The organism is Arthrobacter sp. CAN_A214, assembly GCF_015751955.1.
Classification (GTDB): domain Bacteria; phylum Actinomycetota; class Actinomycetes; order Actinomycetales; family Micrococcaceae; genus Arthrobacter_D.
Genome location: NZ_JADOUU010000001.1, coordinates 263,088 through 285,558, shown reverse-complemented (window position 1 = coordinate 285,558; position 22,471 = coordinate 263,088). Strand labels below are relative to the sequence as shown.

The following is a 22,471-nucleotide window of genomic DNA, read 5'->3' as shown; positions in this document are numbered from 1 at the left end:
GAGAGAACAGGGACCATATGTCCAGCGAATCCTCCTTCGGCCTCATGCGAATCGGCCTTGCCACCGCGGATGAAATCCGCGGCTGGTCTTACGGCGAGGTCAAGAAGCCGGAAACCATCAACTACCGCACGCTCAAGCCCGAGAAGGACGGCCTCTTCTGCGAGAAGATCTTCGGCCCTTCACGGGACTGGGAGTGCTACTGCGGCAAGTACAAGCGCGTACGCTTCAAGGGCATCATCTGTGAGCGCTGCGGCGTCGAGGTCACCCGTGCCAAGGTGCGCCGTGAACGTATGGGGCACATCGAGCTCGCCGCTCCCGTCACGCACATCTGGTACTTCAAGGGCGTTCCGTCACGCCTCGGCTACCTGCTTGACCTGGCCCCGAAGGACCTCGAGAAGGTCATCTACTTCGCCGCGTACATGATCACCTCGGTCGACGAAGAGAACCGTCACGCCGAACTGCCGAACCTCCAGGCCGAGCACGACCTCGAGAAGAAGCAGATGATCGACCAGCGCGACTCCGACATCGCCACGATCGCCAAGGACCTCGAGGACGAGCTTGCCCGCCTCGAGGGTGAAGGCGCGAAGGCCGCCGAGAAGAAGAAGGCCCGCGACTCCGCCGATCGCCAGATGGCGAACGTCCGCAAGCGTGCCGACGCCGACATCGAGCGTCTCGTCCAGGTATGGGAACGCTTCAAGACCCTCAAGGTTGCAGACCTCGAGGGCGACGAAGGCCTGTACCGCGAACTGCGCGACCGCTACGGCCTGTACTTCGAGGGCTCAATGGGCGCCGAAGCCATCAAGAAGCGTCTCGAGAACTTCGATATGCCGGCAGAGGCCGAGATGCTCCGCGACATCATCCAGAACGGCAAGGGCCAGCGCAAGACGCGTGCCCTGAAGCGCCTGAAGGTCGTCAACGCGTTCCTGACCACCACCAACAGCCCCCTGGGCATGGTGCTCGACGCCGTACCGGTCATCCCACCGGAACTGCGCCCGATGGTCCAGCTCGACGGCGGCCGCTTCGCGACGTCGGACCTCAACGACCTGTACCGTCGTGTCATCAACCGCAACAACCGCCTGAAGCGGCTGCTGGATCTCGGTGCCCCCGAGATCATCGTGAACAACGAGAAGCGCATGCTCCAGGAAGCCGTCGACTCCCTGTTCGACAACGGCCGTCGCGGCCGTCCCGTCACCGGGCCCGGCAACCGTCCGTTGAAGTCGCTCTCGGACATGCTGAAGGGCAAGCAGGGCCGCTTCCGCCAGAACCTTCTGGGTAAGCGCGTCGACTACTCAGGCCGTTCGGTCATCGTCGTCGGTCCGCAGCTGAAGCTCCACCAGTGCGGTCTGCCCAAGCAGATGGCACTGGAGCTCTTCAAGCCCTTCGTGATGAAGCGTCTGGTCGACCTCAACCACGCGCAGAACATCAAGAGCGCCAAGCGCATGGTCGAGCGTTACCGCCCCCAGGTCTGGGACGTCCTCGAAGAGATCATCACCGAGCACCCCGTTCTGCTGAACCGTGCACCCACCCTGCACCGTCTCGGCATCCAGGCGTTCGAACCGCAGCTGGTCGAAGGCAAGGCCCTTCAGCTCCACCCGCTGGTCTGTGGTGCGTTCAACGCTGACTTCGACGGTGACCAGATGGCAGTGCACCTTCCGCTGAGCCCCGAGGCCCAGGCGGAGGCGCGCATCCTGATGCTCTCCTCGAACAACATCCTGAAGCCGTCCGACGGCCGTCCCGTGACCCTTCCGTCCCAGGACATGATCATCGGCCTGCACCACCTCACCACCAAGCGTGAGGGAAGTGCCGGCGAGGGCCGTGTCTTCACCAACGTCGCCGAGGCCATCATGGCGTTCGACATGGGTTCGCTCCACCTGAACTCGGTGGTCCGGATGCGCGTCGACAACTTCGTCCCCAGCAGCGACGTAGCAGCCCCCGAGGGCTGGGAGCCGGGTACGCCTGCGCTCATCGAGACCTCGCTCGGACAGGTGCTGTTCAACGAGACGCTTCCCGACGACTACCCCTGGGTCGAAAAAGTGGCCGACAAGGGCCAGCTCTCCACGATCGTCAATGATCTTGCCGAGCGCTACCCCAAGGTCATCACTGCCGCAACCCTGGACAACCTGAAGGATTCCGGTTTCTACTGGGCAACCCGCTCGGGCGTCACCGTCGCCATCTCCGACATCTCGGCCCCGATCAACAAGGCCGGCATCATGGAGGGCTACGAGACGCAGGCCGCCAAGGTTCAGTCGCAGTTCGACAAGGGCCTGATCGCCGACGACGAGCGCCGCCAGGAGCTCATCGACATCTGGAACAAGGCAACCAACGAGGTGGCCGCCTCGATGCGCGCCGCCATGCCGAAGGACAACACCATCAACCGCATGGTGTCCTCCGGAGCACGTGGTAACTGGCTGCAGGTCCGCCAGATCGCCGGTATCCGTGGTCTGGTGGCGAACCCCAAGGGTGAGATCATTCCTCGTCCGATCAAGTCCTCCTACCGTGAAGGCCTGTCGGTCCTGGAGTACTTCATCGCAACGCACGGTGCCCGAAAGGGTCTGGCCGACACCGCTCTGCGTACGGCGAACTCGGGTTACCTGACCCGCCGCCTCGTGGACGTGTCCCAGGACGTCATCGTCCGCGAGGACGACTGCGGCACCGAGCGCGGACTGAAGGTCACCATCGCCGTACCGGACGCCAACGGCGAGCTGGTGCTGGACGAGCAGGTCGAGAACGCGGCGTACGCACGCACGCTGGCGACCGACGTCGTCGATTCCAAGGGTGAGGTGCTGGCTCCTGCCGGTTCCGACGTCGGGGATGTGCTGATCGACGAACTGTTCGCCGCCGGTGTCACCGAGATCAAGGTCCGCTCCGTGCTCACCTGTGAGTCGAGCGTCGGTACCTGCGCGCTCTGCTACGGCCGTTCGCTGGCCACCGGTAAGACCGTGGACATCGGTGAGGCCGTGGGCATCATCGCTGCACAGTCCATCGGTGAGCCGGGTACCCAGCTGACCATGCGTACCTTCCACACCGGTGGTGTTGCATCGGCCGAGGACATTACCCAGGGTCTGCCCCGTATCCAGGAGCTCTTCGAAGCGCGTACCCCCAAGGGTGTCGCTCCGATCTCCGAGGTTGCAGGGCGCGTGACCATCGAGGACGCTGAGAAGCAGCTTCGCCTGGTCGTCACCCCGGACGACGGCTCGGAGGAGATCGCCTACCCGGTACTCCGCCGCGCACGCCTGCTGGTGTCCGATGGCGAGCACGTCGAAGTCGGGCAGCAGCTCGTCTTCGGTGCCGTCGACCCGAAGCAGATCCTGCGTATCCTCGGCCCCCGCAAGGCCCAGAAGTTCCTTGTGGACGAGGTGCAGCGCGTATACCGCAGCCAGGGCGTGGGTATCCACGACAAGCACGTCGAGGTCATCGTGCGCCAGATGCTGCGCCGCGTCACGGTGATCGAGTCCGGCGAGTCGACACTCCTTCCGGGAGAGCTGGCCGAGCGCCGGCGCTTCGAGGACGAGAACCGCCGCGTGGTGTCCGAAGGCAAAAAGCCGGCTTCAGGCCGTCCCGAGCTCATGGGCATCACCAAGGCGTCGCTCGCCACGGAGTCCTGGCTGTCCGCAGCCTCGTTCCAGGAGACCACACGTGTCCTCACGCAGGCCGCCATGGAAGGCAAGAGCGATCCGCTGCTGGGTCTGAAGGAGAACGTGATCATCGGTAAGCTGATCCCGGCCGGAACCGGTCTGGACCGTTACACGAAGGTCACCGTCGAGCCTACCGAGGAAGCCAAGGCGAACCTCTTCACCGGGCCGAGCGCGTTCAGCGACTTCGACTACGCCGGTGTCGAGGGCGGTATGGCCCCCGAGTTCCACGCCATCCCCCTGGATGACTACGACATGGGCGGCGACTTCCGCTAGGACCTCCTAGTGCGGATCAGCTGAGCAGAAGAGCCCCGGACCTTATCGGTCCGGGGCTCTTCTGCATCCCGGGGGTGCTCTCGAGTTCGGGTCGTCGCGAGTCGGGGCCCTCGCAAGCTGTGGCCACTGAACGCCGGGGTCCTCCGGCGCCGGGGTCTGCGAAAACCGGCGTCCTGGCTCCATTTGAGCGCGGCGGAGCCTCCCTTCGCGGAAGCAAGGCCTTCCTGGTGCATTGGAATTGCCGCCTTCAACGGAGGAACGCTCTGACAAGCGGCGTGTCGCGAGCCGACACACCCTCTCGGCGGCCAATGGCGTGGAAAGCGATGCACTCGTCGCCGTCGGCGGCGCCCGGGCAGGCAGTGGCCGGGGAGGGCCGCGGCAGCGCGACGGCGGCGGGGGAGGCCCCTCGATCAGGCGGCGAATCAATCTCTGATAGACTTGAGATCAATTGTTTGTGTGGCAGTGGATTGGCGTTGCGAAACGTATCTCCGTGTTGTAGGGATCTTGTACAACGAATGCCACATTTTCGCACGCCTACGGTCGTTTTGCGGCAGCTTGTTTCGGTAGGTGAAGCGCCAAACGACTGATAGCTCCCGCCTCCGGGTGGTTCGCAGCCCGCAGGGGGTGGGCCGCCGCAGGATCGGGCAAACAGAGAATCTTCTCGAGACATTACGGAGAACACGAAAGTGCCTACGATTAACCAGCTGGTCCGCAAGGGCCGGTCACCTAAGGTCTCCAAGACCAAGGCGCCCGCACTGAAGGGCAGCCCGATGAAGCGCGGCGTTTGCACCCGCGTTTACACCACCACACCCAAGAAGCCGAACTCGGCGCTCCGCAAGGTTGCCCGCGTGCGCCTCAACGGCGGCATCGAAGTCACTGCGTACATTCCCGGTGTAGGTCACAACCTTCAGGAACACTCCATCGTGCTGGTGCGCGGCGGACGCGTGAAGGACCTTCCCGGCGTCCGCTACAAGATCGTCCGCGGCGCACTCGACACGCAGGGCGTCAAGAACCGCAAGCAGGCTCGCAGCCGCTACGGCGCAAAGATGGAGAAGAAGTAATATGCCACGTAAGGGCCCGGCCCCGAAGCGGCCGCTCGTACTAGATCCCGTATACGGTTCCCCCCTGGTCACGCAGCTGATCAACAAGGTACTCGTCGACGGCAAGAAGTCCACCGCCGAGCGCATTGTCTACGGCGCCCTCGAAGGCGCACGCGCCAAGTCCGGCGGCGATCCCGTGGCAGCTCTCAAGAAGGCCATGGACAACGTGAAGCCGAGCCTTGAGGTTCGCTCACGCCGTGTCGGCGGTGCTACCTACCAGGTTCCCGTCGAGGTCAAGCCCGGGCGTTCAACTGCCCTCGCCCTCCGCTGGCTCGTGGGTTACTCCAAGGCCCGTCGCGAGAAGACCATGACGGAACGCCTGCAGAACGAGATCCTCGATGCCTCGAACGGCCTCGGCGCGGCTGTAAAGCGCCGTGAAGACACGCACAAGATGGCCGAATCGAACAAGGCCTTCGCACACTACCGCTGGTAATAGCGCTGCAGGCAGGGAGCCTTCCCCACAGGGAATCCTCCTGCCTGCGGTCCAGCAGAACTCCATCTTCGTAAAAAGGGAGACACCGTGGCACAGGACGTGCTTACCGACCTCAACAAGGTCCGCAACATCGGCATCATGGCGCACATCGATGCCGGCAAGACCACTACTACCGAGCGCATCCTGTTCTACACGGGTGTAAACCACAAGATCGGCGAGACGCACGACGGCGCCTCGACGACCGACTGGATGGAGCAGGAGAAGGAACGCGGCATCACCATCACGTCTGCCGCCGTGACCTGCTTCTGGGAAAACAACCAGATCAACATCATCGACACCCCCGGGCACGTCGACTTCACCGTCGAGGTGGAGCGCTCCCTGCGCGTCCTCGACGGCGCCGTCGCAGTGTTCGACGGTAAAGAAGGCGTCGAGCCGCAGTCGGAGACCGTCTGGCGTCAGGCCGACAAGTACGAAGTACCGCGTATCTGCTTCGTCAACAAGATGGACAAGCTGGGCGCCGACTTCTACTACACCGTGGATACGATCATCAGCCGCCTCGGCGCCAAGCCGCTGGTCCTCCAGCTGCCGATCGGAGCCGAGAACGACTTCATCGGCGTCGTCGACCTCCTCTACATGCGCGCACTGGTGTGGCCCGGCGACTCAAAGGGTGACGTCACCATGGGCGCCAAGTACGAGATCCAGGAAATCCCTGCCGATCTCCAGGCCAAGGCCGAAGAGTACCGCGCACGTCTCGTCGAGACCGTCGCCGACTCCTCCGAGGAACTCATGGAGAAGTACCTCGAAGGCGAAGAGATCAGCATCGACGAGCTCAAGGCCGGCATCCGCAAGATGACGATCAACTCCGAGCTGTACCCGATCCTGTGTGGATCCGCCTTCAAGAACCGTGGCGTGCAGCCCATGCTCGACGCCGTGATCGACTACCTGCCGTCGCCGCTCAACGTTCCCCCGATGATCGGTCACGATCCCCGGAACGAAGAGGTCGAGCTGACCCGCGCGCCCACCACCGAGGAGCCTTTCTCGGCGCTGGCGTTCAAGGTTGCCACCCACCCGTTCTTCGGACAGCTGACTTTCATCCGGGTGTATTCCGGGCACGTCACTGCCGGTACGCAGCTGGTGAACTCGACGAAGAACAAGAAGGAGCGCATCGGGAAGCTGTTCCAGATGCACGCCAACAAGGAAATCCCTGTTGACGAGGCCTTCGCCGGTCACATCTACGCGGCGATCGGATTGAAGGACACCACTACTGGTGACACCCTGTCGGATTCAGCCAACCAGATCGTCCTCGAGTCGATGAGCTTCCCGGCCCCCGTGATCTCGGTAGCCATCGAGCCGAAGACCAAGGGCGACCAGGAAAAGCTGTCAACGGCCATCCAGAAGCTCTCCGCAGAGGATCCCACCTTCCAGGTGTCCCTCAACGAGGACACCGGTCAGACGATCATCGCCGGCATGGGCGAGCTCCACCTGGACATCCTCGTGGACCGCATGCGTCGGGAGTTCCGCGTCGAGGCCAACGTGGGCAAGCCCCAGGTCGCCTACCGCGAGACGATCAAGAGCAAGGTGGCCAAGCACGACTACACCCACAAGAAGCAGACGGGTGGGTCGGGCCAGTTCGCCAAGATCCAGATCGCCATCGAGCCGATGGAGGTCGAAGAGGGCGTTCTGTACGCGTTCGAGAACAAGGTCACCGGTGGTCGTGTACCCCGCGAGTACATCCCCAGTGTCGATGCAGGCATCCAGGATGCCCTCAACGACGGCGTACTGGCCGGCTATCCCGTAGTCGGTATCAAAGCAACGCTGCTCGACGGCGCATACCACGACGTCGACTCCTCCGAGATGGCGTTCAAGATCGCCGGCCGGATGGCGTTCAAGGAAGCTGCGCGGATGGCAAAGCCCGTCCTGCTCGAGCCGCTGATGGAGGTCGAGGTACGGACCCCAGAGGAATACATGGGTGAAGTCATCGGTGACCTCAACTCACGTCGCGGCCAGATGCAGTCCATGGAGGATGCAAGTGGCGTCAAGGTCATCACGGCGCACGTGCCCCTCTCGGGAATGTTCGGCTACATCGGCGACCTGCGGTCGAAGACCCAGGGACGTGCTGTCTACTCGATGAAGTTCGACAGCTATTCGGAAGTTCCGAAGGCAGTAGCTGACGAGATCATCCAGAAAACCCGCGGCGAGTAGCTTCGGCTGATTCCCCGCCACGCGGGGAATCACCGGGCGGGACCGGCCTGCTCTCCAGCCGGTCGGTCCCGCCTTCCCGCCGACGGTCCATCCCGGGCCCGACGCACAGAGCAATTTCATCAAAACCAAAAGCCCCCAGTAGACTTGCATGAGTTTCAGCTGCGAACAGCGCGGCTGGGAAGCAAATCTTCTCAAACGTTCTAGGAGGAACCCGTGGCGAAGGCAAAGTTCGAGCGGACTAAGCCGCACGTTAACATCGGAACCATTGGTCACGTTGACCATGGAAAGACCACGTTGACGGCTGCCATTTCCAAGGTGCTGTACGACAAGTACCCCACTCTCAACGAGCAGCGTGACTTCGCGTCGATCGACTCGGCTCCCGAGGAGAAGCAGCGCGGCATCACCATCAACATCTCGCATGTTGAGTACCAGACCGAGAAGCGCCACTACGCACACGTAGACGCTCCCGGTCACGCTGACTACATCAAGAACATGATCACCGGTGCGGCACAGATGGATGGCGCCATCCTCGTTGTCGCAGCTACCGATGGTCCAATGGCACAGACCCGCGAGCACGTCCTGCTCGCCCGCCAGGTTGGCGTTCCCTACCTGCTGGTCGCGCTGAACAAGTCCGACATGGTCGACGACGAAGAGCTCCTCGACCTCGTCGAGATGGAGGTCCGCGAGCTGCTCAGCGCGCAGGGCTTCGACGGCGACGAAGCTCCCGTGGTTCGCGTGTCGGGCCTGAAGGCCCTGGAAGGCGACCCCGAGTGGGTCAAGTCCGTCGAGGACCTGATGGCTGCCGTCGATGAGTCCGTTCCGGACCCCATCCGCGACAAGGACAAGCCGTTCCTCATGCCTGTCGAGGACGTCTTCACCATCACCGGCCGTGGAACCGTTGTCACGGGCCGCGCCGAGCGTGGAACCCTGAAGATCAACTCGGAAATCGAGATCGTCGGAATCCGTCCGGTCCAGAAGACCACGGTCACCGGTATCGAGATGTTCCACAAGCAGCTCGACGAAGCATGGGCCGGCGAGAACTGTGGCCTCCTGCTCCGCGGCATCAAGCGCGAAGACGTAGAGCGCGGTCAGGTCATCGTGAAGCCGGGTTCCATCACCCCTCACACCGACTTCGAGGCCAACGTCTATATCCTGGCCAAGGACGAGGGCGGGCGTCACAACCCGTTCTACTCGAACTACCGCCCGCAGTTCTACTTCCGCACGACTGACGTCACCGGCGTCATCACCCTCCCCGAGGGCACGGAAATGGTTATGCCTGGTGACAACACTGAAATGTCAGTGGCGCTCATCCAGCCCATCGCCATGGAAGAGGGCCTCGGCTTCGCTATCCGCGAAGGCGGCCGCACGGTCGGTTCAGGACGCGTCACCAAGATCAACAAGTAGTCTTTCGACTATCAACTGATTTCGGGGAGGGCCCCGCTGCTTCAGCAGCGGGGCCCTTTCTGTGTGTCCAGGTGTTCCGCGACCCGATCCGACACGCTGAAGGGTACGCCGTACTTCCTCGCCGATTGGCGTAATTGAGGTATCTCTGCCAGACTGGATAAGTTGTTCAAGTGCATGCGCGTGCGGTTCGAGACTCCATCCCGGTCAGGATAATGCCTGGTGCAGGGTTCGGGTTCACCGGTTCGCGTGGCCCAAATATAATCCACCCCGTTCGGCTCGGCCGAATCTGCGGACTGTGCGTGTCACGAATTGTGCGACACGCCCGAGCGCGGGGGTCGGAGCTCCAGCAGGGTGAGGAACCCGGATTCTTCCGGATTCAGTCTGCGCGGGGAGCGTCGTACAACGGACGCGGCAATGTACGTACCGGAACTGCCCAGCAGTTTTCATGTAGAGAGAGAGTCGAGACGCCATGGCGGGACAAAAAATCCGCATCCGGCTGAAGTCATATGACCACGAGGTCATTGATGTTTCAGCCCGGAAGATCGTTGAGACGGTGACGCGCGCAGGCGCAACGGTTGTCGGCCCAGTGCCACTGCCCACGGAGAAGAACGTTTTCGTTGTTATCCGGTCGCCGCACAAGTACAAGGACAGCCGTGAGCACTTTGAAATGCGCACACACAAGCGTCTGATCGACATCATTGATCCCACGCCCAAGGCCGTTGATTCGCTGATGCGTCTCGACTTGCCTGCGGACGTGAACATCGAAATCAAGCTGTAAGGGAGAGCGGATACACATGTCTACTTCACTTACGCGCCAGGTCAAGGGCCTGCTGGGCGTCAAGCTCGGCATGACCCAGGTCTGGGACGAGAACAACATCCTCATCCCCGTCACTGTGGTCCAGGCTGACTCGAATGTTATTACGCAGCTGCGGTCCGCGGACAAGGACGGCTACTCAGCCGTGCAGATCGGCTTCGGCCAGATCGACCCCCGCAAGGTAACCAAGCCGCTGGCCGGCCACTTCGAGAAGGCCGGGGTCACCCCCCGCCGCCACGTGGTCGAGCTGCGTACCTCCGATGCCGATTCCTACTCGCTGGGTCAGGAGCTCTCGGTTGAGCTCTTCGAAGCCGGCCAGCAGGTCGACGTCATCGGCACCACCAAGGGCAAGGGCTTCGCCGGTGTGATGAAGCGTCACGGCTTCCACGGCGTGGGAGCCTCGCACGGCGCACACAAGAACCACCGCAAGCCCGGTTCGATCGGTGGCGCTTCAACCCCCAGCCGCGTTTTTCGGGGAATGAAAATGGCAGGCCGTATGGGTGCCGTTCGTCAGACCACGCTGAACCTCCGCGTTCACGCGGTCGACGCCGAGAAGTCGCTGCTGCTGATCAAGGGCGCCGTGCCAGGCGCCCGCGGCCAGGTCGTCCTCGTACGCACCGCCGTGAAGGGAGCATGACCAGATGGTCACGAACTCAGTCGTCAACACAGTGAGCGTCGATCTCCCCGCTGAGATCTTCGACGCACAGACCAACGTCCCACTGCTTCACCAGGTTGTTGTGGCCCAGCTTGCGGCTGCCCGTCAGGGTACCCACAAGACGAAGACCCGCGCCGAGGTGAGCGGTGCAGGCCGCAAGCCGTTCAAGCAAAAGGGAACCGGCCGTGCCCGCCAGGGTTCGATCCGCGCACCGCACATGACCGGTGGTGGCGTGGTCCACGGGCCCACCCCCCGCGACTACAGCCAGCGCACCCCCAAGAAGATGAAGGCTGCGGCTCTCCGCGGCGCTCTCTCCGATCGGGCACGCAACGGCCGTATCCACGTCCTCGAGTCCCTCGTGGCCGGCGGCAAGCCGTCCACGAAGGGCGCTATCGACACGCTGCGCGCCATTTCCGGGCGTCCGCGCCTGCTCGTCGTCATCGAGCGCGCAAACGACGTCGCAGCACTGTCCGTGCGCAACGTACCCCAGGTCCACGTCCTTTATGTAGACCAGCTCAACACGTATGACGTGCTGGTTTCCGATGACGTCATCTTCACCAAGGCTGCCTACGACCAGTTCGTCGGATCGGCTGACGTAATCTCCGAGGAGGATGCCAAGTGAGCGGCACCATCGCAAAGGATCCGCGCGACGTCGTCATTGCACCCGTCGTTTCGGAGAAGAGCTACGGCCTGATCGACGAAGGCAAATACACCTTCCTGGTCGACCCACGCTCGAACAAGGAAGAAATCAAACTGGCAGTCGAGAAGATCTTCTCCGTGAAGGTCGACTCGATCAACACCATCAACCGGGTTGGCAAGCGCAAGCGCACCAAGTTCGGCTGGGGCCAGCGCAAGGGCACCAAGCGTGCCATCGTGTCCCTCAAAGAGGGCTCGATCGACATCTTCGGCGGTCCGCTCTCCTAGGGAGCGGAGACCACTTTAACGAGGAATTGAGTTATGGGAATCCGTAAATACAAGCCGACAACCCCGGGCCGTCGTGGCTCGAGCGTTGCCGACTTCGCAGAAATCACACGATCGACGCCGGAAAAATCCTTGGTACGTCCGCTCCCCAAAAAGGGTGGCCGTAACAACACCGGTAGGATCACAACCCGCCATAAGGGTGGTGGACACAAGCGTCAGTACCGTCTGATCGACTTCCGCCGCCACGACAAGGACGGCGTCGACGCCCGCGTTGCCGAGATCGAATACGATCCCAACCGCACCGCGCGCATCGCCCTCCTTCACTATGTCGACGGCACCAAGCGCTACATCATCGCGCCGAACAAGCTCAAGCAGGGCGACTTCGTCGAGGCAGGTGCCGGTGCTGACATCAAGCCCGGCAACAACCTCCCGCTGCGCAACATCCCCGTCGGTACGGTGATCCACGCTGTGGAGCTTCGTCCAGGCGGCGGTGCGAAGATGGCCCGCTCGGCCGGAGCTTCGACCCAGCTCGTCGCCAAGGAAGGCCGCTTCGCCCAGCTGCGACTGCCTTCCGGCGAAATCCGCAATGTCGACGTCCGCTGCCGTGCAACGGTGGGCGAGGTCGGCAACGCCGAGCAGTCGAACATCAACTGGGGCAAGGCCGGCCGTAACCGCTGGAAGGGTATCCGCCCGACCGTCCGCGGTGTAGCCATGAACCCTGTCGACCACCCCCATGGTGGTGGTGAAGGTAAGACCTCCGGTGGACGCCACCCGGTCAACCCCAACGGCAAGGCAGAGGGACGTACGCGTCGCCAAAACAAGGAGAGCGATTCACTCATTGTGCGTCGCCGTCGTTCCGGCAAGAACAAGCGATAGGAGCCTGGGAACATGCCACGCAGCCTGAAGAAAGGCCCCTTCGTCGATCAGCACCTTTACGTAAAGGTAGCTCGAGAGAACGAATCGGGTACGAAGAACGTCATCAAGACGTGGTCCCGCCGCTCCATGATCGTCCCCGACATGCTCGGGCACACGATCGCGGTGCACGACGGGCGCAAGCACATTCCGGTGTTTGTCACCGAGTCGATGGTCGGGCACAAGCTCGGCGAATTCGCTCCTACGCGGACTTTCCGCGGCCATGTTAAGGACGACCGCAAGGGCAAGCGCCGCTAGGCGCTTAGCTCTTACGGCTAAGACGAGAGAAGGAAAGCAATGGAAGCCAAGGCAATTGCGCGTCACATCCGCGTAACGCCTATGAAGGCCCGGCGCGTCGTCAACCTTGTTCGTGGTAAGCAGGCGAATGAGGCTCTGGCTATTCTGAAGTTTGCCCCACAGGTTGCTTCAGAGCCGGTTTTCAAGGTAGTTCAGTCGGCAATGGCCAACGCACGTGTCCTCGCGGACCGTGACGGCCTCGCCTTCGACGAGGACAACCTCATCATTAGCGAAGCATTCGTTGATGAAGGCCCCACGATGAAGCGGTTCCGTCCGCGTGCCCAGGGCCGCGCGTTCCGCATCAACAAGCGGACAAGCCACATCACGGTTGTAGTAGCTACCCCTGAGAAAGTGGAGGTCCGCTAGTGGGACAGAAAGTAAACCCGCATGGGTTCCGACTCGGCATCACCACGGACCACAGGTCGCACTGGTTTGCCGACAGCAACAAGCCGGGCCAGCGCTACAGGGACTTCGTCCGTGAGGACATCAAGATCCGCCAGCTCATGTCCACGGGCATGGACCGCGCCGGTATCGCGAAGGTCGAGATCGAGCGCACCCGTGACCGCGTCCGTGTGGACATCCACACTGCGCGTCCCGGGATCGTCATCGGCCGTCGCGGCGCCGAAGCGGACCGCATTCGCGGAGAGCTCGAGAAGCTCACCGGCAAGCAGGTCCAGCTGAACATCCTCGAGGTCAAGAACCCCGAGATGGAAGCTCAGCTCGTTGCCCAGGGCATCGCCGAGCAGCTTTCCTCACGCGTGGCTTTCCGCCGTGCCATGAAGAAGGCCATGCAGTCGGCGCAGCGCGCGGGAGCAAAGGGCATCCGTGTCCAGTGCTCCGGCCGTCTGGGCGGCGCTGAGATGAGCCGTTCGGAGTTCTACCGTGAAGGACGTGTGCCCCTGCACACCCTCCGCGCGAACATCGACTACGGGTTCTTCGAAGCCAAGACCACCTTCGGCCGCATCGGCGTGAAGGTCTGGATCTACAAGGGCGACATCACCGCCAAGGAACTCGCAGCCCAGGCTGCAGCGGCTCCTTCGCGCGGCCGTGGCGGAGACCGTCCCAGCCGTGGACCCGCCGCCGGCGCGGACCGCGGTGGCGAGCGTCGTCGTCGTACGCCTGAGCGCGCCGAGGGCCAGGGAGCCTCGGCTCCCCAGGGAGCTTCGGCTCCCGCCGAGACCGCCGCAGCACCCGCTGCGACTGAAGGAGGACAGGCTTAAATGCTTATCCCACGTCGAGTCAAATTCCGTAAGCAGCACCACCCGGGTCGTTCCGGTGCTGCTACCGGTGGTACCGAAGTGAGCTTTGGCGAATGGGGTATCCAGGCTCTGAGCCCGGCATACGTCACCAACCGCCAGATCGAATCTGCGCGTATTGCCATGACCCGCCACATCAAGCGTGGCGGCAAGGTCTGGATCAACATCTATCCGGACCGCCCGTTGACCAAGAAGCCGGCTGAAACCCGCATGGGTTCCGGTAAGGGCTCGCCCGAATGGTGGGTGGCCAACGTCAAGCCGGGACGGGTTCTTTTCGAACTCTCCGGTGTAACCGAAGAGGTAGCTCGCGAAGCGCTGCGCCTCGCAATTCACAAGCTGCCGTTGAAGGCACGCATTGTGCGACGTGAGGGTGGTGAATAGACATGGCACTGGGTTCAAAAGAACTAGCATCGGACCAGCTTGACGGTTTTGACAAGGACCGTCTGGTGGAAGAGCTCCGGAAAGCCAAGGAGGAGCTGTTCAACCTCCGTTTCCAGTCGGCCACCGGCCAGCTGGAGAGCCATGGCCGCCTTCGCTCAGTGAAGCGCGACATCGCCCGCATCTACACGGTGCTGCGTGAGCGCGAGCTGGGCCTTCGTCCCGAGGTGATTGCTCCCGTCGAGGAAGCAAAGCCGGAGAAGACGGAAAAGGTCAAGAAATCCAAGAAGGCCTCCACTAAGGACGCCGCGTCCGTGGACACCGAGGCTTCTGAGGAGGACGCCAAATGAGTGAGCAGAAGAGCGAAGAAATTCCTGCACAGGAAACCCCTGTCCAGGAAAACGCTGGAGGTACAGAGAAGGCAGTGCACGACGCCGACTCCCGCGGCTACCGCAAGGTACGCCGGGGCTACGTGACCTCCGACAAGATGAACAAAACCATCGTGGTCGAGGTCGAGGACCGTGTGAAGCACGCGCTGTACGGCAAGGTTCTCCGCCGCAGCTCGAAGGTCAAGGTCCACGACGAGGAGAACGCCGCCGGCATCGGCGATTCCGTTCTCATCAGCGAGACCCGCCCGCTGTCGGCCACCAAGCGGTGGCGCCTTGTCGAGATCATCGAGAAGGCCAAGTAGGCCCAGCTCTACCGAGGATGCCCTGGACGCGATTTCGTGTCCAGGGCATTTTTGCGATAGGATTGAAACCTTGTCTGTCTGGTGGGCTGGCGCATGCCCTCACACCGACAAATAGGCAAAAGCCCGATAATCTTGTTCATCACACCATCCACTGAGGATGCCGCGTGCCCTGGCGCGCGGTTCGTGGCGAGTACCAGTATTACGGGGCCACCCATATCCGTTCCGCAAGGCTCGTATCGAGAACCGGCGCGACGACAGGAGTAATAAGTGATTCAGCAAGAATCGCGGCTGAAGATCGCCGACAACACGGGGGCCAAGGAAATCTTGACCATCCGAGTTCTCGGAGGGTCAGGGCGCCGCTACGCAGGCATCGGGGACGTCATCGTCGCCACCGTCAAGGATGCAATTCCCGGCGGAAACGTCAAGAAGGGCGACGTCGTCAAGGCGGTCATCGTCCGTACCAAGAAGGAACGCCGCCGTGCGGACGGTTCCTACATCAAGTTCGATGAGAACGCAGCAGTGATCCTGAAGAACGACGGCGACCCCCGCGGTACCCGTATCTTCGGCCCTGTCGGTCGCGAGCTGCGCGACAAGCGTTTCATGAAGATCATCTCGCTGGCGCCGGAGGTGCTTTAATTCCATGGCACAGAAGACAGTAAAGCTCAAGATCAAAAAGGGCGACCTCGTCCAGGTGATCACCGGAGCCAAGCAGGAGCGCGGCGGAGACCGCGGCAAGCAGGGCAAGGTTCTGAAGGTGTTCCCCGAGTCCAGCCGTGTCCTCGTCGAGGGCATCAACCGGATCACGAAGCACACCAAGGTCGGGCAGTCGCAGCGCGGCACCAAGACCGGCGGCATCGAGGTCATCGAGGCCCCCGTGCACATTAGCAACGTGGCCGTTGTCGATCCCGAGACCAAGAAGCCCACGCGCGTCGGCTACCGCACCGAGACCGTCGAGCGTGACGGCCGCGAGCGTGTGGTCCGCATCCGCTTCGCCAAGTCATCAGGGAAGGATCTGTAATGACTGTTGAAACCGCAGAGACCAGGGTCCTTCCCCGGCTGAAGGCCCGCTATGCCGCTGAAATCAAGACTGCCCTGCAGGAAGAGTTCGGCTACTCGAACGTCAATCAGGTTCCCCGCCTGGTCAAGGTCGTCGTCAACATGGGTGTCGGAGATGCCGCCAAGGACTCCAAGCTCATCGACGGTGCCGTCAAGGACCTGACGCAGATCACGGGCCAGAAGCCCCAGGTCACGAAGGCCCGCAAGTCCATCGCACAGTTCAAGCTTCGTGAGGGCATGCCCATCGGCGCCCACGCGACGCTGCGTGGAGACCGTATGTGGGAATTCACGGACCGCCTCGTATCACTCGCACTGCCCCGTATCCGCGACTTCCGCGGCCTCAACGGCAAGCAGTTCGACGGCAACGGCAACTACACCTTCGGCCTCACGGAACAGTCCATGTTCCACGAGATCGACCAGGACAAGATTGACCGCGTGCGTGGCATGGACATCACCGTCGTCACCACAGCCAAGACCGACGCCGAGGGCCGCGCGTTCCTCAAGGCGCTCGGCTTTCCGTTCAAATCCGAAGATTAATCTAACTACGTTGCAGGTCCGCCCTGATCGCACCCAGGTGCAGTCGGAACCCGGAAACCGTTACGAGGAAGGGCTGAAGCCCACATGACAATGACAGATCCTGTCGCAGACATGCTCACGCGTCTGCGCAATGCAAACTCGGCTTACCACGACTCCGTGTCCATGCCGTACAGCAAGTTGAAGGCACGCGTTGCCGACATCCTGAAGACCGAAGGCTACATCGCCGGCTGGAAGGAAGAGGAAGCAGAGGTCGGCAAGAAGCTCACCCTCGACCTCAAGTTCGGCCCGGACCGCCAGCGCTCGATCGCCGGTATCCGCCGCATCTCCAAGCCGGGACTGCGCGTGTACGCGAAGTCCACCAATCTGCCGCATGTACTCGGCGGACTCGGTATCGCCATCCTGTCCACGTCCTCCGGTCTGCTCACAGACCGCCAGGCATCCAAGAAGGGTGTAGGTGGGGAAGTCCTCGCCTACGTCTGGTAGCGGGAAAGGGAAAGAAAAATGTCACGTATTGGACGTCTCCCCATCACCGTTCCTGCAGGTGTCGAGGTCAAGGTCGACGGCAACCTGGTTTCCGTCAAGGGTTCGAAGGGTGAACTGAGCCATTCTGTGCCCAGCCCCATCGAGGTCGCCCTCGACGGCTCCACACTGACCGTCACCCGGCCCAACGACGAGCGCGAATCGCGTTCGCTGCACGGCCTCACCCGCACCCTGGTCTCCAACATGATCGTCGGAGTCACCGAGGGATACAAGAAGAACCTTGAGATCGTGGGCACGGGTTACCGTGTCCAGGCCAAGGGAACCGACCTGGAGTTTGCGCTGGGCTACAGCCACTCGGTGGCCGTGAAGGCTCCCGAAGGCATTGTCCTGACCGTCGATACCCCGACCAAGCTCTCGGTGTCAGGCATCAACAAGCAGCAGGTCGGCGAGGTTGCTGCAAACATCCGCAAGCGGCGCAAACCCGACCCCTACAAGGGCAAGGGAATCCGCTACGCAGGCGAGATCATCCGCCGCAAGGTCGGAAAGGCTGGTAAGTAACCATGGCAATCAGCATCAATAAGAAGCGATCGTCCAAGAGTAAGTCCGCAGCCCGTGGACGCCGTCACCTCCGGGTACGCAAGCGCGTCTCGGGGACGGCAGCACGTCCGCGTCTGGTCGTCAACCGTTCGGCCCGCCACGTATTCGTGCAGGTCGTCGATGACACCAAGGGCATGACGGTTGCATCCGCCTCCACCCTCGAAGCCGATCTTCGCGCTTTCGACGGTGACAAGACCGCCAAGGCCACGCGAGTCGGCGAACTCGTCGCACAGCGCGCCCTGGCTGCCGGCGTCGAAGCAGTTGTCTTCGACCGCGGCGGCAACAAGTATCACGGTCGTGTTGCAGCAATTGCAGACGGCGCCCGGACGGGTGGTCTGGCACTGTGACCGAGGAAAACAAGGCAAAGGAAGCCCCATTGAGTACGGGTACAGAGCAGCCAGCAACCGAAGCCCCGGCTGCAGGCGCAACTGACGCCGCAGCTACCGACGCCAACCGGGGCGGACGCGCAAGCGGACGCGGCGGGGATCAGCGCGGCGGCAAGAGCGACCGTGGTGGCCGTGGTGGCCGCGACGGCGGGCGCGACGGTGGACGGGACGACAAGGACAAGTTCATCGAACGCGTCGTCACCATCAATCGTGTGGCCAAGGTCGTCAAGGGTGGCCGCCGGTTCAGCTTCACCGCGCTCGTGGTGGTCGGCGACGGCAACGGCATGGTCGGAGTAGGTTACGGCAAGGCGAAGGAAGTTCCCTCGGCAATCCAGAAAGCCGTCGAGGAAGCCAAGAAGACCATGTTCCGCGTGCCCCGCATCGGTGGCACCGTTCCGCACCTGGTTCAGGGCGAAGCGGCAGCTGGAGTTGTTCTCCTCCGCCCTGCGTCACCGGGTACCGGCGTTATCGCCGGCGGTCCGGTGCGTGCGGTCCTCGAATGCGTCGGCATCCACGACGTCCTCTCCAAGTCGCTCGGATCCTCGAACGCCATCAACATCGTTCACGCGACCGTCGATGCGCTCAAGCGCCTTGAGGAGCCTCAGGCAGTAGCAGCCCGTCGTGGACTGCCCCTGGACGAGGTCGCGTCACACCAGATGCTGCGTGCAATCGCAGCTCAGAAGGTAGGTGCGAAATGACAGCTATCACCCCCAAGCGCGTTGTCGTGAGCTCGGCGCAGCTTCGAATCACGCAAATCAAGTCGATCATCGGCGAAAAGCAGAACCAGCGCGACACCGTGCGCTCCCTGGGGCTCAAGCGGATCGGCCACACAGTGGTTCGTGAAGCCGACGCCGTCACCGTGGGCATGGTCAATACGGTTCCGCACCTCTTGAAGGTTGAGGAGGCCAACTAATGGCAGAGAACGAAACGGTGGCACCTGCCACCGAAGAGAAAACGCAGCGCGTCCATGCGCTCAAGGTCCACCACCTGCGCCCCGCCCCCGGAGCCAAGACCGCCAAGACCCGCGTGGGCCGTGGCGAAGGCTCCAAGGGCAAGACCGCTGGTCGAGGTACCAAGGGAACCGCAGCGCGCTACCAGGTCAAGGCAGGATTCGCGGGCGGGCAGTTGCCGCTCCACATGCGTCTGCCCAAGCTGCGCGGCTTCAAGAACCCGTTCCGTGTCGAGTTCCAGGTGGTCAACCTGGACAAGATCTCGGAGCTGTACCCCGACGGCGGCGACGTCACGGTGGAAAACCTCGTAGCCAACGGTGCGGTTCGCAAGAACCAGCCCGTCAAGGTGCTGGGTACCGGAGACATCACGGTGGCCGTGAACGTAACGGCCAACCGCTTCTCCGCCAGCGCTGCTGAGAAGATTGCAGCAGCAGGCGGCTCGACCACCAAGGTCTGACCCGTTCCGGTCCCGGTCCCACGCCTGTCGGGCGCGGGGGAGGGGCTTGCTGTGATACGCAGCACTTAGGAACTAGACTCTTGGTGGGCCGGCACTCTACCGGCCCACCAGGAGTTTTCCGGCTTAAGGGCCGACATCCATCCCTTGGTGCCAATGCACTGATCGCCAACCGTTAGACTCGGTTGTTGTGGACTGTCCGCTTCGGACGATCAAGACCTTCAGGAGGACGCTTGCTAAGCGCTATTGGCCGGGCATTCCGGACGCCAGACCTGCGGCGCAAGCTGTTGTTCACGCTGGGAATCATCACCATCTTCCGCCTCGGTGCCTTCATCCCCGCACCCGGCGTCGACTACGGGAACGTACAGCAGTGCCTGCAGCTCGGCAACACCGAGGGCGGCCTCTACCAGTTCGTCAACCTGTTCAGCGGTGGCGCACTCCTCCAGGTGTCGATCTTCGCCCTCGGGATCATGCCCTACATCACGGCAAGCATCATCACCCAGCTGCTGCGCGTGGTCATTCCCCGCTTCCAGGAGCTTCATGAGGAAGGCGCGCAGGGCCAGTCGAGGCTCACGCAGTACACGCGCTACCTGACGATCGCCCTCGGGCTGCTCAACGCCACCACGCTGGTTTCGCTGGCGCGTTCCGGAGCTCTGCTGGGCGACTGCCCCGTACCGCTCATCCCGGACGACTCCCTGATCACGATCATCCTCCTGATCCTCACCCTCACCGCGGGCACCGGCCTCATCATGTGGATGGGCGAGCTCATCACGGAAAAGGGCGTGGGCAACGGCATGTCCCTGCTCATCTTCACCGCCATCGCAGCCGGCTTCCCCACCTCCCTCGGCGAGATCCTCCGTACCCAGGGCGCAACAGTGTTCACCTTCGTCCTGCTCATGGGTGTCGTCGTCGTCGCCCTGGTCATCTTCGTCGAGCAGTCGCAGCGCCGGATCCCCGTGCAGTACGCCAAGCGGATGATCGGCCGACGCACCCTCGGCGGCAGCAGCACGTACATTCCCATCAAGGTGAACATGGCCGGCGTCATCCCCGTGATCTTCGCGTCCTCGATGCTGTACCTGCCCTCGCTCGTCGCCCAGTTCAACACGCCCAACGACGGGCAGACTCCGCCGCCCGAGTGGGTCAACTGGATCACGACCTATCTGGCAACGGGCGACCACCCGCTGTACATGGCGCTGTACTTCGCCATGATCGTGTTCTTCACCTACTTCTACGTCTCCATCACCTTCAACCCGGATGAAGTGTCCGAGAACATGAAGAAGTATGGCGGCTTCATCCCCGGCATCCGGGCAGGGCGCCCGACGGCGGAGTACCTCCAGTACGTCCTTTCCCGGATCACACTGCCGGGTGCCATCTACCTGGGCCTCGTAGCGCTGATCCCGCTGATCGCACTCGTGGCAATCGGCGCGAACCAAAACTTCCCCTTCGGCGGCACCTCGATCCTGATCATGGTGGGCGTCGGCCTGGAGACAGTGAAGCAGATCGATGCCCAGCTACAGCAGCGTCACTATGAAGGGTTGTTGCGATGACACGGATGCTCATTATCGGACCTCCCGGGTCGGGGAAGGGCACGCAGGCCGCCCGCATCTCCGAGCGGCTCGGCGTCGTCGCGATTTCTACCGGCGACATCTTCCGGGACAACGTCAAGCGTGAGACTCCGCTCGGCGTCGAGGCGAAGAAGTACATGGACGCCGGGGACTTCGTTCCGGACAGCGTCACCAATCTGATGGTGAGGGACCGCCTTGCTGCCGACGACGTCCAGGAGGGCTTCCTGCTCGACGGGTACCCGCGGACCGCACCCCAGGTCGCCGAGTTGGACGACATCCTCCGGGAGAACGAACTCGCCCTCGACGTCGTGCTCCAGCTCACAGCCGACGACGAAGAGCTGGTCCGCCGGCTCCTCGGGCGGGCGAAGCTCGATGGACGCTCCGATGACAACCAGGAAGTGATCAGGCACCGCCTGAGCCTCTACCACTCCCAGACCGAGGGTGTGGTGTCCCAGTACAAGGAGCGGGGCATCGTGACCCAGGTGGACGGACTCGGTCCGATCGACGAAGTAACCGAGCGCGTGATGGCTGCCCTCAAGGTAGCGAGCTAGGTTCCCCGCGTGTTCCGCGAGCCGAAGATCGAGTACAAGAGCAATTCCCAGATCCTGACCATGCGCAGGGCGGGCCTCGTCCTGTCGGCAGCGTTGGACGCGGCCGTAGCCGCCGCGAAGGTGGGAGTGACCACCGATGATCTGAACACCGTGTTCGAGGGCGTTCTGAAGGACGCCGGTGCAACCTCCAATTTCCTCGGCTACCACGGGTTCCCGAAGAGCATCTGCACCTCGGTGAACGCCGAGGTGGTTCACGGGATTCCCGGCGGGTACACCCTCCAGGACGGCGACATCCTTTCGATCGATGGCGGCGCCGTCGTGGACAAGTGGCACTCCGATTCGGCGCGCACCGTCATTGTCGGCTCGGCACGGGCGGAGGACGTCCGATTGTCCGACGCCACCGAGTCGGCCATGTGGCACGGCATCGCAGCTCTGGCGTCCGCGAGGTTCGTCGGGGATATCGGCGCGGCGATCGATGACTATGTCTCGGGGCTGCACGGCAAGCGGCTCGGAATCCTGCAGGACTACGTGGGCCACGGTATAGGCACCCAGATGCATCAGGCCCCGGACGTCCTGAACTACCGCAGCAAGCACCGCGGACCGAAGGTCCGTCCCGGTCTCTGCCTGGCCATCGAGCCGATGCTCGTGCTCGGCGGGCTTGAGACGAGAGTGCTCGAGGACGATTGGACCGTGGTCACCCTCGACGGCAAGCGGTCGTGCCAGTGGGAGCACACGGTGGCAGTGCACGACGGCGGTATCTGGGTTCTGAGCGCGGCGGATGGTGGCGTTTCCGCCCTTGGGCCCCTCGGCGTCACGCCGGTGCCGCTGGAGGCCTGAGCTTCTTTCCGCGCGGCGTGGGACAGTGTCCGGCTGCTGTGTTGGGGTCTTCCTGATTCTCGGCGTGTTGTCGATCGACACGCGGTT

At 62.8% G+C, this 22,471-nt stretch carries 28 protein-coding genes; all 28 read left to right on the top strand.

Features of this window, described 5'->3' with window-relative positions; translation table 11 throughout:
- Positions 1–17 precede the first annotated feature (17 nt).
- Positions 18–3,908 carry a DNA-directed RNA polymerase subunit beta' gene (locus tag IWX65_RS01300; RefSeq protein WP_196820956.1) on the top strand — a complete coding sequence of 1,297 codons (3,891 nt, stop codon included), beginning with the start codon at positions 18–20 and terminating at the stop codon, positions 3,906–3,908.
- A 686-nt stretch (positions 3,909–4,594) separates the two neighbouring features.
- The gene (gene rpsL, locus IWX65_RS01295; protein ID WP_026545668.1) at positions 4,595–4,969 is read left to right on the top strand and encodes a 30S ribosomal protein S12; all 375 of its coding nucleotides are present in this window, start codon (positions 4,595–4,597) and stop codon (positions 4,967–4,969) included.
- Position 4,970: 1 nt separating this feature from the next.
- Positions 4,971–5,441 carry a 30S ribosomal protein S7 gene (rpsG, locus tag IWX65_RS01290; protein ID WP_026531948.1) on the top strand — a complete coding sequence of 157 codons (471 nt, stop codon included), beginning with the start codon at positions 4,971–4,973 and terminating at the stop codon, positions 5,439–5,441.
- Between the two features lie 87 nt (positions 5,442–5,528).
- Entirely contained in the window at positions 5,529–7,643 is a 2,115-nt protein-coding gene (fusA, locus tag IWX65_RS01285) for an elongation factor G (RefSeq protein ID WP_196880651.1), read from the top strand.
- Positions 7,644–7,856: 213 nt separating this feature from the next.
- Positions 7,857–9,047 carry an elongation factor Tu gene (tuf, locus tag IWX65_RS01280; protein ID WP_196820959.1) on the top strand — a complete coding sequence of 397 codons (1,191 nt, stop codon included), beginning with the start codon at positions 7,857–7,859 and terminating at the stop codon, positions 9,045–9,047.
- Between the two features lie 469 nt (positions 9,048–9,516).
- Positions 9,517–9,825, top strand: coding sequence for a 30S ribosomal protein S10 (gene rpsJ, locus IWX65_RS01275; protein ID WP_026531952.1), 309 nt, complete (start codon positions 9,517–9,519; stop codon positions 9,823–9,825).
- Between the two features lie 16 nt (positions 9,826–9,841).
- Positions 9,842–10,498 (top strand): 50S ribosomal protein L3, encoded by a 657-nt coding sequence (rplC, locus tag IWX65_RS01270; RefSeq protein ID WP_026531953.1) that lies wholly within the window; start codon positions 9,842–9,844, stop codon positions 10,496–10,498.
- Positions 10,499–10,502: 4 nt separating this feature from the next.
- On the top strand, positions 10,503–11,138 hold the full coding sequence (gene rplD, locus IWX65_RS01265) for a 50S ribosomal protein L4 (protein WP_196880650.1): 636 nt from the start codon (positions 10,503–10,505) through the stop codon (positions 11,136–11,138).
- Positions 11,135–11,440 (top strand): 50S ribosomal protein L23, encoded by a 306-nt coding sequence (rplW, locus tag IWX65_RS01260; RefSeq protein WP_026531955.1) that lies wholly within the window; start codon positions 11,135–11,137, stop codon positions 11,438–11,440. The genes rplD and rplW overlap by 4 nt, the downstream gene beginning before the upstream one ends.
- Positions 11,441–11,473: 33 nt before the next feature.
- Positions 11,474–12,313, top strand: a complete 840-nt coding sequence (gene rplB / locus IWX65_RS01255; RefSeq protein ID WP_026531956.1) for a 50S ribosomal protein L2 — start codon at positions 11,474–11,476, stop codon at positions 12,311–12,313.
- Positions 12,314–12,325: 12 nt separating this feature from the next.
- Positions 12,326–12,607: a 30S ribosomal protein S19 gene (gene rpsS, locus IWX65_RS01250; protein ID WP_026549122.1), complete on the top strand. Its 282-nt coding sequence runs from the start codon at positions 12,326–12,328 to the stop codon at positions 12,605–12,607.
- Positions 12,608–12,646: 39 nt separating this feature from the next.
- On the top strand, positions 12,647–13,012 hold the full coding sequence (gene rplV / locus IWX65_RS01245; RefSeq protein ID WP_196820961.1) for a 50S ribosomal protein L22: 366 nt from the start codon (positions 12,647–12,649) through the stop codon (positions 13,010–13,012).
- Positions 13,012–13,866 (top strand): 30S ribosomal protein S3, encoded by an 855-nt coding sequence (gene rpsC, locus IWX65_RS01240; RefSeq protein WP_196880649.1) that lies wholly within the window; start codon positions 13,012–13,014, stop codon positions 13,864–13,866. Before rplV ends, rpsC begins: the two co-directional genes overlap by 1 nt.
- A complete protein-coding gene (rplP, locus tag IWX65_RS01235) occupies positions 13,867–14,283 on the top strand; it encodes a 50S ribosomal protein L16 (protein WP_087030089.1) in 417 nt (138 codons plus the stop codon).
- Positions 14,284–14,285: 2 nt separating this feature from the next.
- Positions 14,286–14,630, top strand: coding sequence for a 50S ribosomal protein L29 (rpmC, locus tag IWX65_RS01230; protein ID WP_196820963.1), 345 nt, complete (start codon positions 14,286–14,288; stop codon positions 14,628–14,630).
- Complete coding sequence (rpsQ, locus tag IWX65_RS01225; RefSeq protein WP_196880648.1) at positions 14,627–14,971, top strand: 30S ribosomal protein S17; 345 nt, start codon at positions 14,627–14,629, stop codon at positions 14,969–14,971. The genes rpmC and rpsQ overlap by 4 nt, the downstream gene beginning before the upstream one ends.
- A gap of 267 nt (positions 14,972–15,238) precedes the next feature.
- A complete protein-coding gene (gene rplN / locus IWX65_RS01220; protein WP_026549116.1) occupies positions 15,239–15,607 on the top strand; it encodes a 50S ribosomal protein L14 in 369 nt (122 codons plus the stop codon).
- Positions 15,608–15,611: 4 nt separating this feature from the next.
- Entirely contained in the window at positions 15,612–15,989 is a 378-nt protein-coding gene (gene rplX, locus IWX65_RS01215; RefSeq protein WP_196880647.1) for a 50S ribosomal protein L24, read from the top strand.
- Positions 15,989–16,564 (top strand): 50S ribosomal protein L5, encoded by a 576-nt coding sequence (gene rplE, locus IWX65_RS01210; RefSeq protein WP_196880646.1) that lies wholly within the window; start codon positions 15,989–15,991, stop codon positions 16,562–16,564. Before rplX ends, rplE begins: the two co-directional genes overlap by 1 nt.
- A gap of 84 nt (positions 16,565–16,648) precedes the next feature.
- Positions 16,649–17,047 carry a 30S ribosomal protein S8 gene (gene rpsH, locus IWX65_RS01205; protein ID WP_196880645.1) on the top strand — a complete coding sequence of 133 codons (399 nt, stop codon included), beginning with the start codon at positions 16,649–16,651 and terminating at the stop codon, positions 17,045–17,047.
- An 18-nt stretch (positions 17,048–17,065) separates the two neighbouring features.
- Positions 17,066–17,602, top strand: coding sequence for a 50S ribosomal protein L6 (rplF, locus tag IWX65_RS01200; protein ID WP_196880644.1), 537 nt, complete (start codon positions 17,066–17,068; stop codon positions 17,600–17,602).
- Positions 17,603–17,604: 2 nt separating this feature from the next.
- Complete coding sequence (gene rplR / locus IWX65_RS01195; RefSeq protein WP_196820967.1) at positions 17,605–17,988, top strand: 50S ribosomal protein L18; 384 nt, start codon at positions 17,605–17,607, stop codon at positions 17,986–17,988.
- On the top strand, positions 17,985–18,725 hold the full coding sequence (gene rpsE / locus IWX65_RS01190; protein ID WP_196880643.1) for a 30S ribosomal protein S5: 741 nt from the start codon (positions 17,985–17,987) through the stop codon (positions 18,723–18,725). Before rplR ends, rpsE begins: the two co-directional genes overlap by 4 nt.
- Positions 18,722–18,940 (top strand): 50S ribosomal protein L30, encoded by a 219-nt coding sequence (gene rpmD, locus IWX65_RS01185; RefSeq protein ID WP_026549109.1) that lies wholly within the window; start codon positions 18,722–18,724, stop codon positions 18,938–18,940. Before rpsE ends, rpmD begins: the two co-directional genes overlap by 4 nt.
- Complete coding sequence (gene rplO, locus IWX65_RS01180) at positions 18,940–19,434, top strand: 50S ribosomal protein L15 (protein WP_196880642.1); 495 nt, start codon at positions 18,940–18,942, stop codon at positions 19,432–19,434. Before rpmD ends, rplO begins: the two co-directional genes overlap by 1 nt.
- A gap of 230 nt (positions 19,435–19,664) precedes the next feature.
- A complete protein-coding gene (gene secY / locus IWX65_RS01175; RefSeq protein ID WP_196880641.1) occupies positions 19,665–20,978 on the top strand; it encodes a preprotein translocase subunit SecY in 1,314 nt (437 codons plus the stop codon).
- The gene (locus tag IWX65_RS01170; protein WP_196880640.1) at positions 20,975–21,547 is read left to right on the top strand and encodes an adenylate kinase; all 573 of its coding nucleotides are present in this window, start codon (positions 20,975–20,977) and stop codon (positions 21,545–21,547) included. The genes secY and IWX65_RS01170 overlap by 4 nt, the downstream gene beginning before the upstream one ends.
- 9 nt (positions 21,548–21,556) lie before the next feature.
- Positions 21,557–22,384, top strand: coding sequence for a type I methionyl aminopeptidase (gene map / locus IWX65_RS01165; protein ID WP_196880639.1), 828 nt, complete (start codon positions 21,557–21,559; stop codon positions 22,382–22,384).
- Positions 22,385–22,471 lie beyond the last annotated feature (87 nt).

Bases quoted from the DNA above. Each gene is read 5' to 3' on its own strand.
- rplE (WP_196880646.1), top strand. From the start codon at position 15,989: ATGACTGTTGAAACCGCAGAGACCAGGGTCCTTCCCCGGCTGAAGGCC.
- rpmC (WP_196820963.1), top strand. From the start codon at position 14,286: ATGGCACTGGGTTCAAAAGAACTAGCATCGGACCAGCTTGACGGTTTT.
- rplV (WP_196820961.1), top strand. From the start codon at position 12,647: ATGGAAGCCAAGGCAATTGCGCGTCACATCCGCGTAACGCCTATGAAG.
- rplO (WP_196880642.1), top strand. From the start codon at position 18,940: ATGGCAGAGAACGAAACGGTGGCACCTGCCACCGAAGAGAAAACGCAG.
- rplD (WP_196880650.1), top strand. From the start codon at position 10,503: ATGGTCACGAACTCAGTCGTCAACACAGTGAGCGTCGATCTCCCCGCT.
- rplR (WP_196820967.1), top strand. From the start codon at position 17,605: ATGGCAATCAGCATCAATAAGAAGCGATCGTCCAAGAGTAAGTCCGCA.
- rpsH (WP_196880645.1), top strand. From the start codon at position 16,649: ATGACAATGACAGATCCTGTCGCAGACATGCTCACGCGTCTGCGCAAT.
- rpmD (WP_026549109.1), top strand. From the start codon at position 18,722: ATGACAGCTATCACCCCCAAGCGCGTTGTCGTGAGCTCGGCGCAGCTT.
- rplX (WP_196880647.1), top strand. From the start codon at position 15,612: ATGGCACAGAAGACAGTAAAGCTCAAGATCAAAAAGGGCGACCTCGTC.
- rpsS (WP_026549122.1), top strand. From the start codon at position 12,326: ATGCCACGCAGCCTGAAGAAAGGCCCCTTCGTCGATCAGCACCTTTAC.
- rpsQ (WP_196880648.1), top strand. From the start codon at position 14,627: ATGAGTGAGCAGAAGAGCGAAGAAATTCCTGCACAGGAAACCCCTGTC.
- rplC (WP_026531953.1), top strand. From the start codon at position 9,842: ATGTCTACTTCACTTACGCGCCAGGTCAAGGGCCTGCTGGGCGTCAAG.
- IWX65_RS01300 (WP_196820956.1), top strand. From the start codon at position 18: ATGTCCAGCGAATCCTCCTTCGGCCTCATGCGAATCGGCCTTGCCACC.
- IWX65_RS01170 (WP_196880640.1), top strand. From the start codon at position 20,975: ATGACACGGATGCTCATTATCGGACCTCCCGGGTCGGGGAAGGGCACG.
- rplB (WP_026531956.1), top strand. From the start codon at position 11,474: ATGGGAATCCGTAAATACAAGCCGACAACCCCGGGCCGTCGTGGCTCG.
- rplF (WP_196880644.1), top strand. From the start codon at position 17,066: ATGTCACGTATTGGACGTCTCCCCATCACCGTTCCTGCAGGTGTCGAG.
- rplP (WP_087030089.1), top strand. From the start codon at position 13,867: ATGCTTATCCCACGTCGAGTCAAATTCCGTAAGCAGCACCACCCGGGT.
- rpsJ (WP_026531952.1), top strand. From the start codon at position 9,517: ATGGCGGGACAAAAAATCCGCATCCGGCTGAAGTCATATGACCACGAG.
- rpsG (WP_026531948.1), top strand. From the start codon at position 4,971: ATGCCACGTAAGGGCCCGGCCCCGAAGCGGCCGCTCGTACTAGATCCC.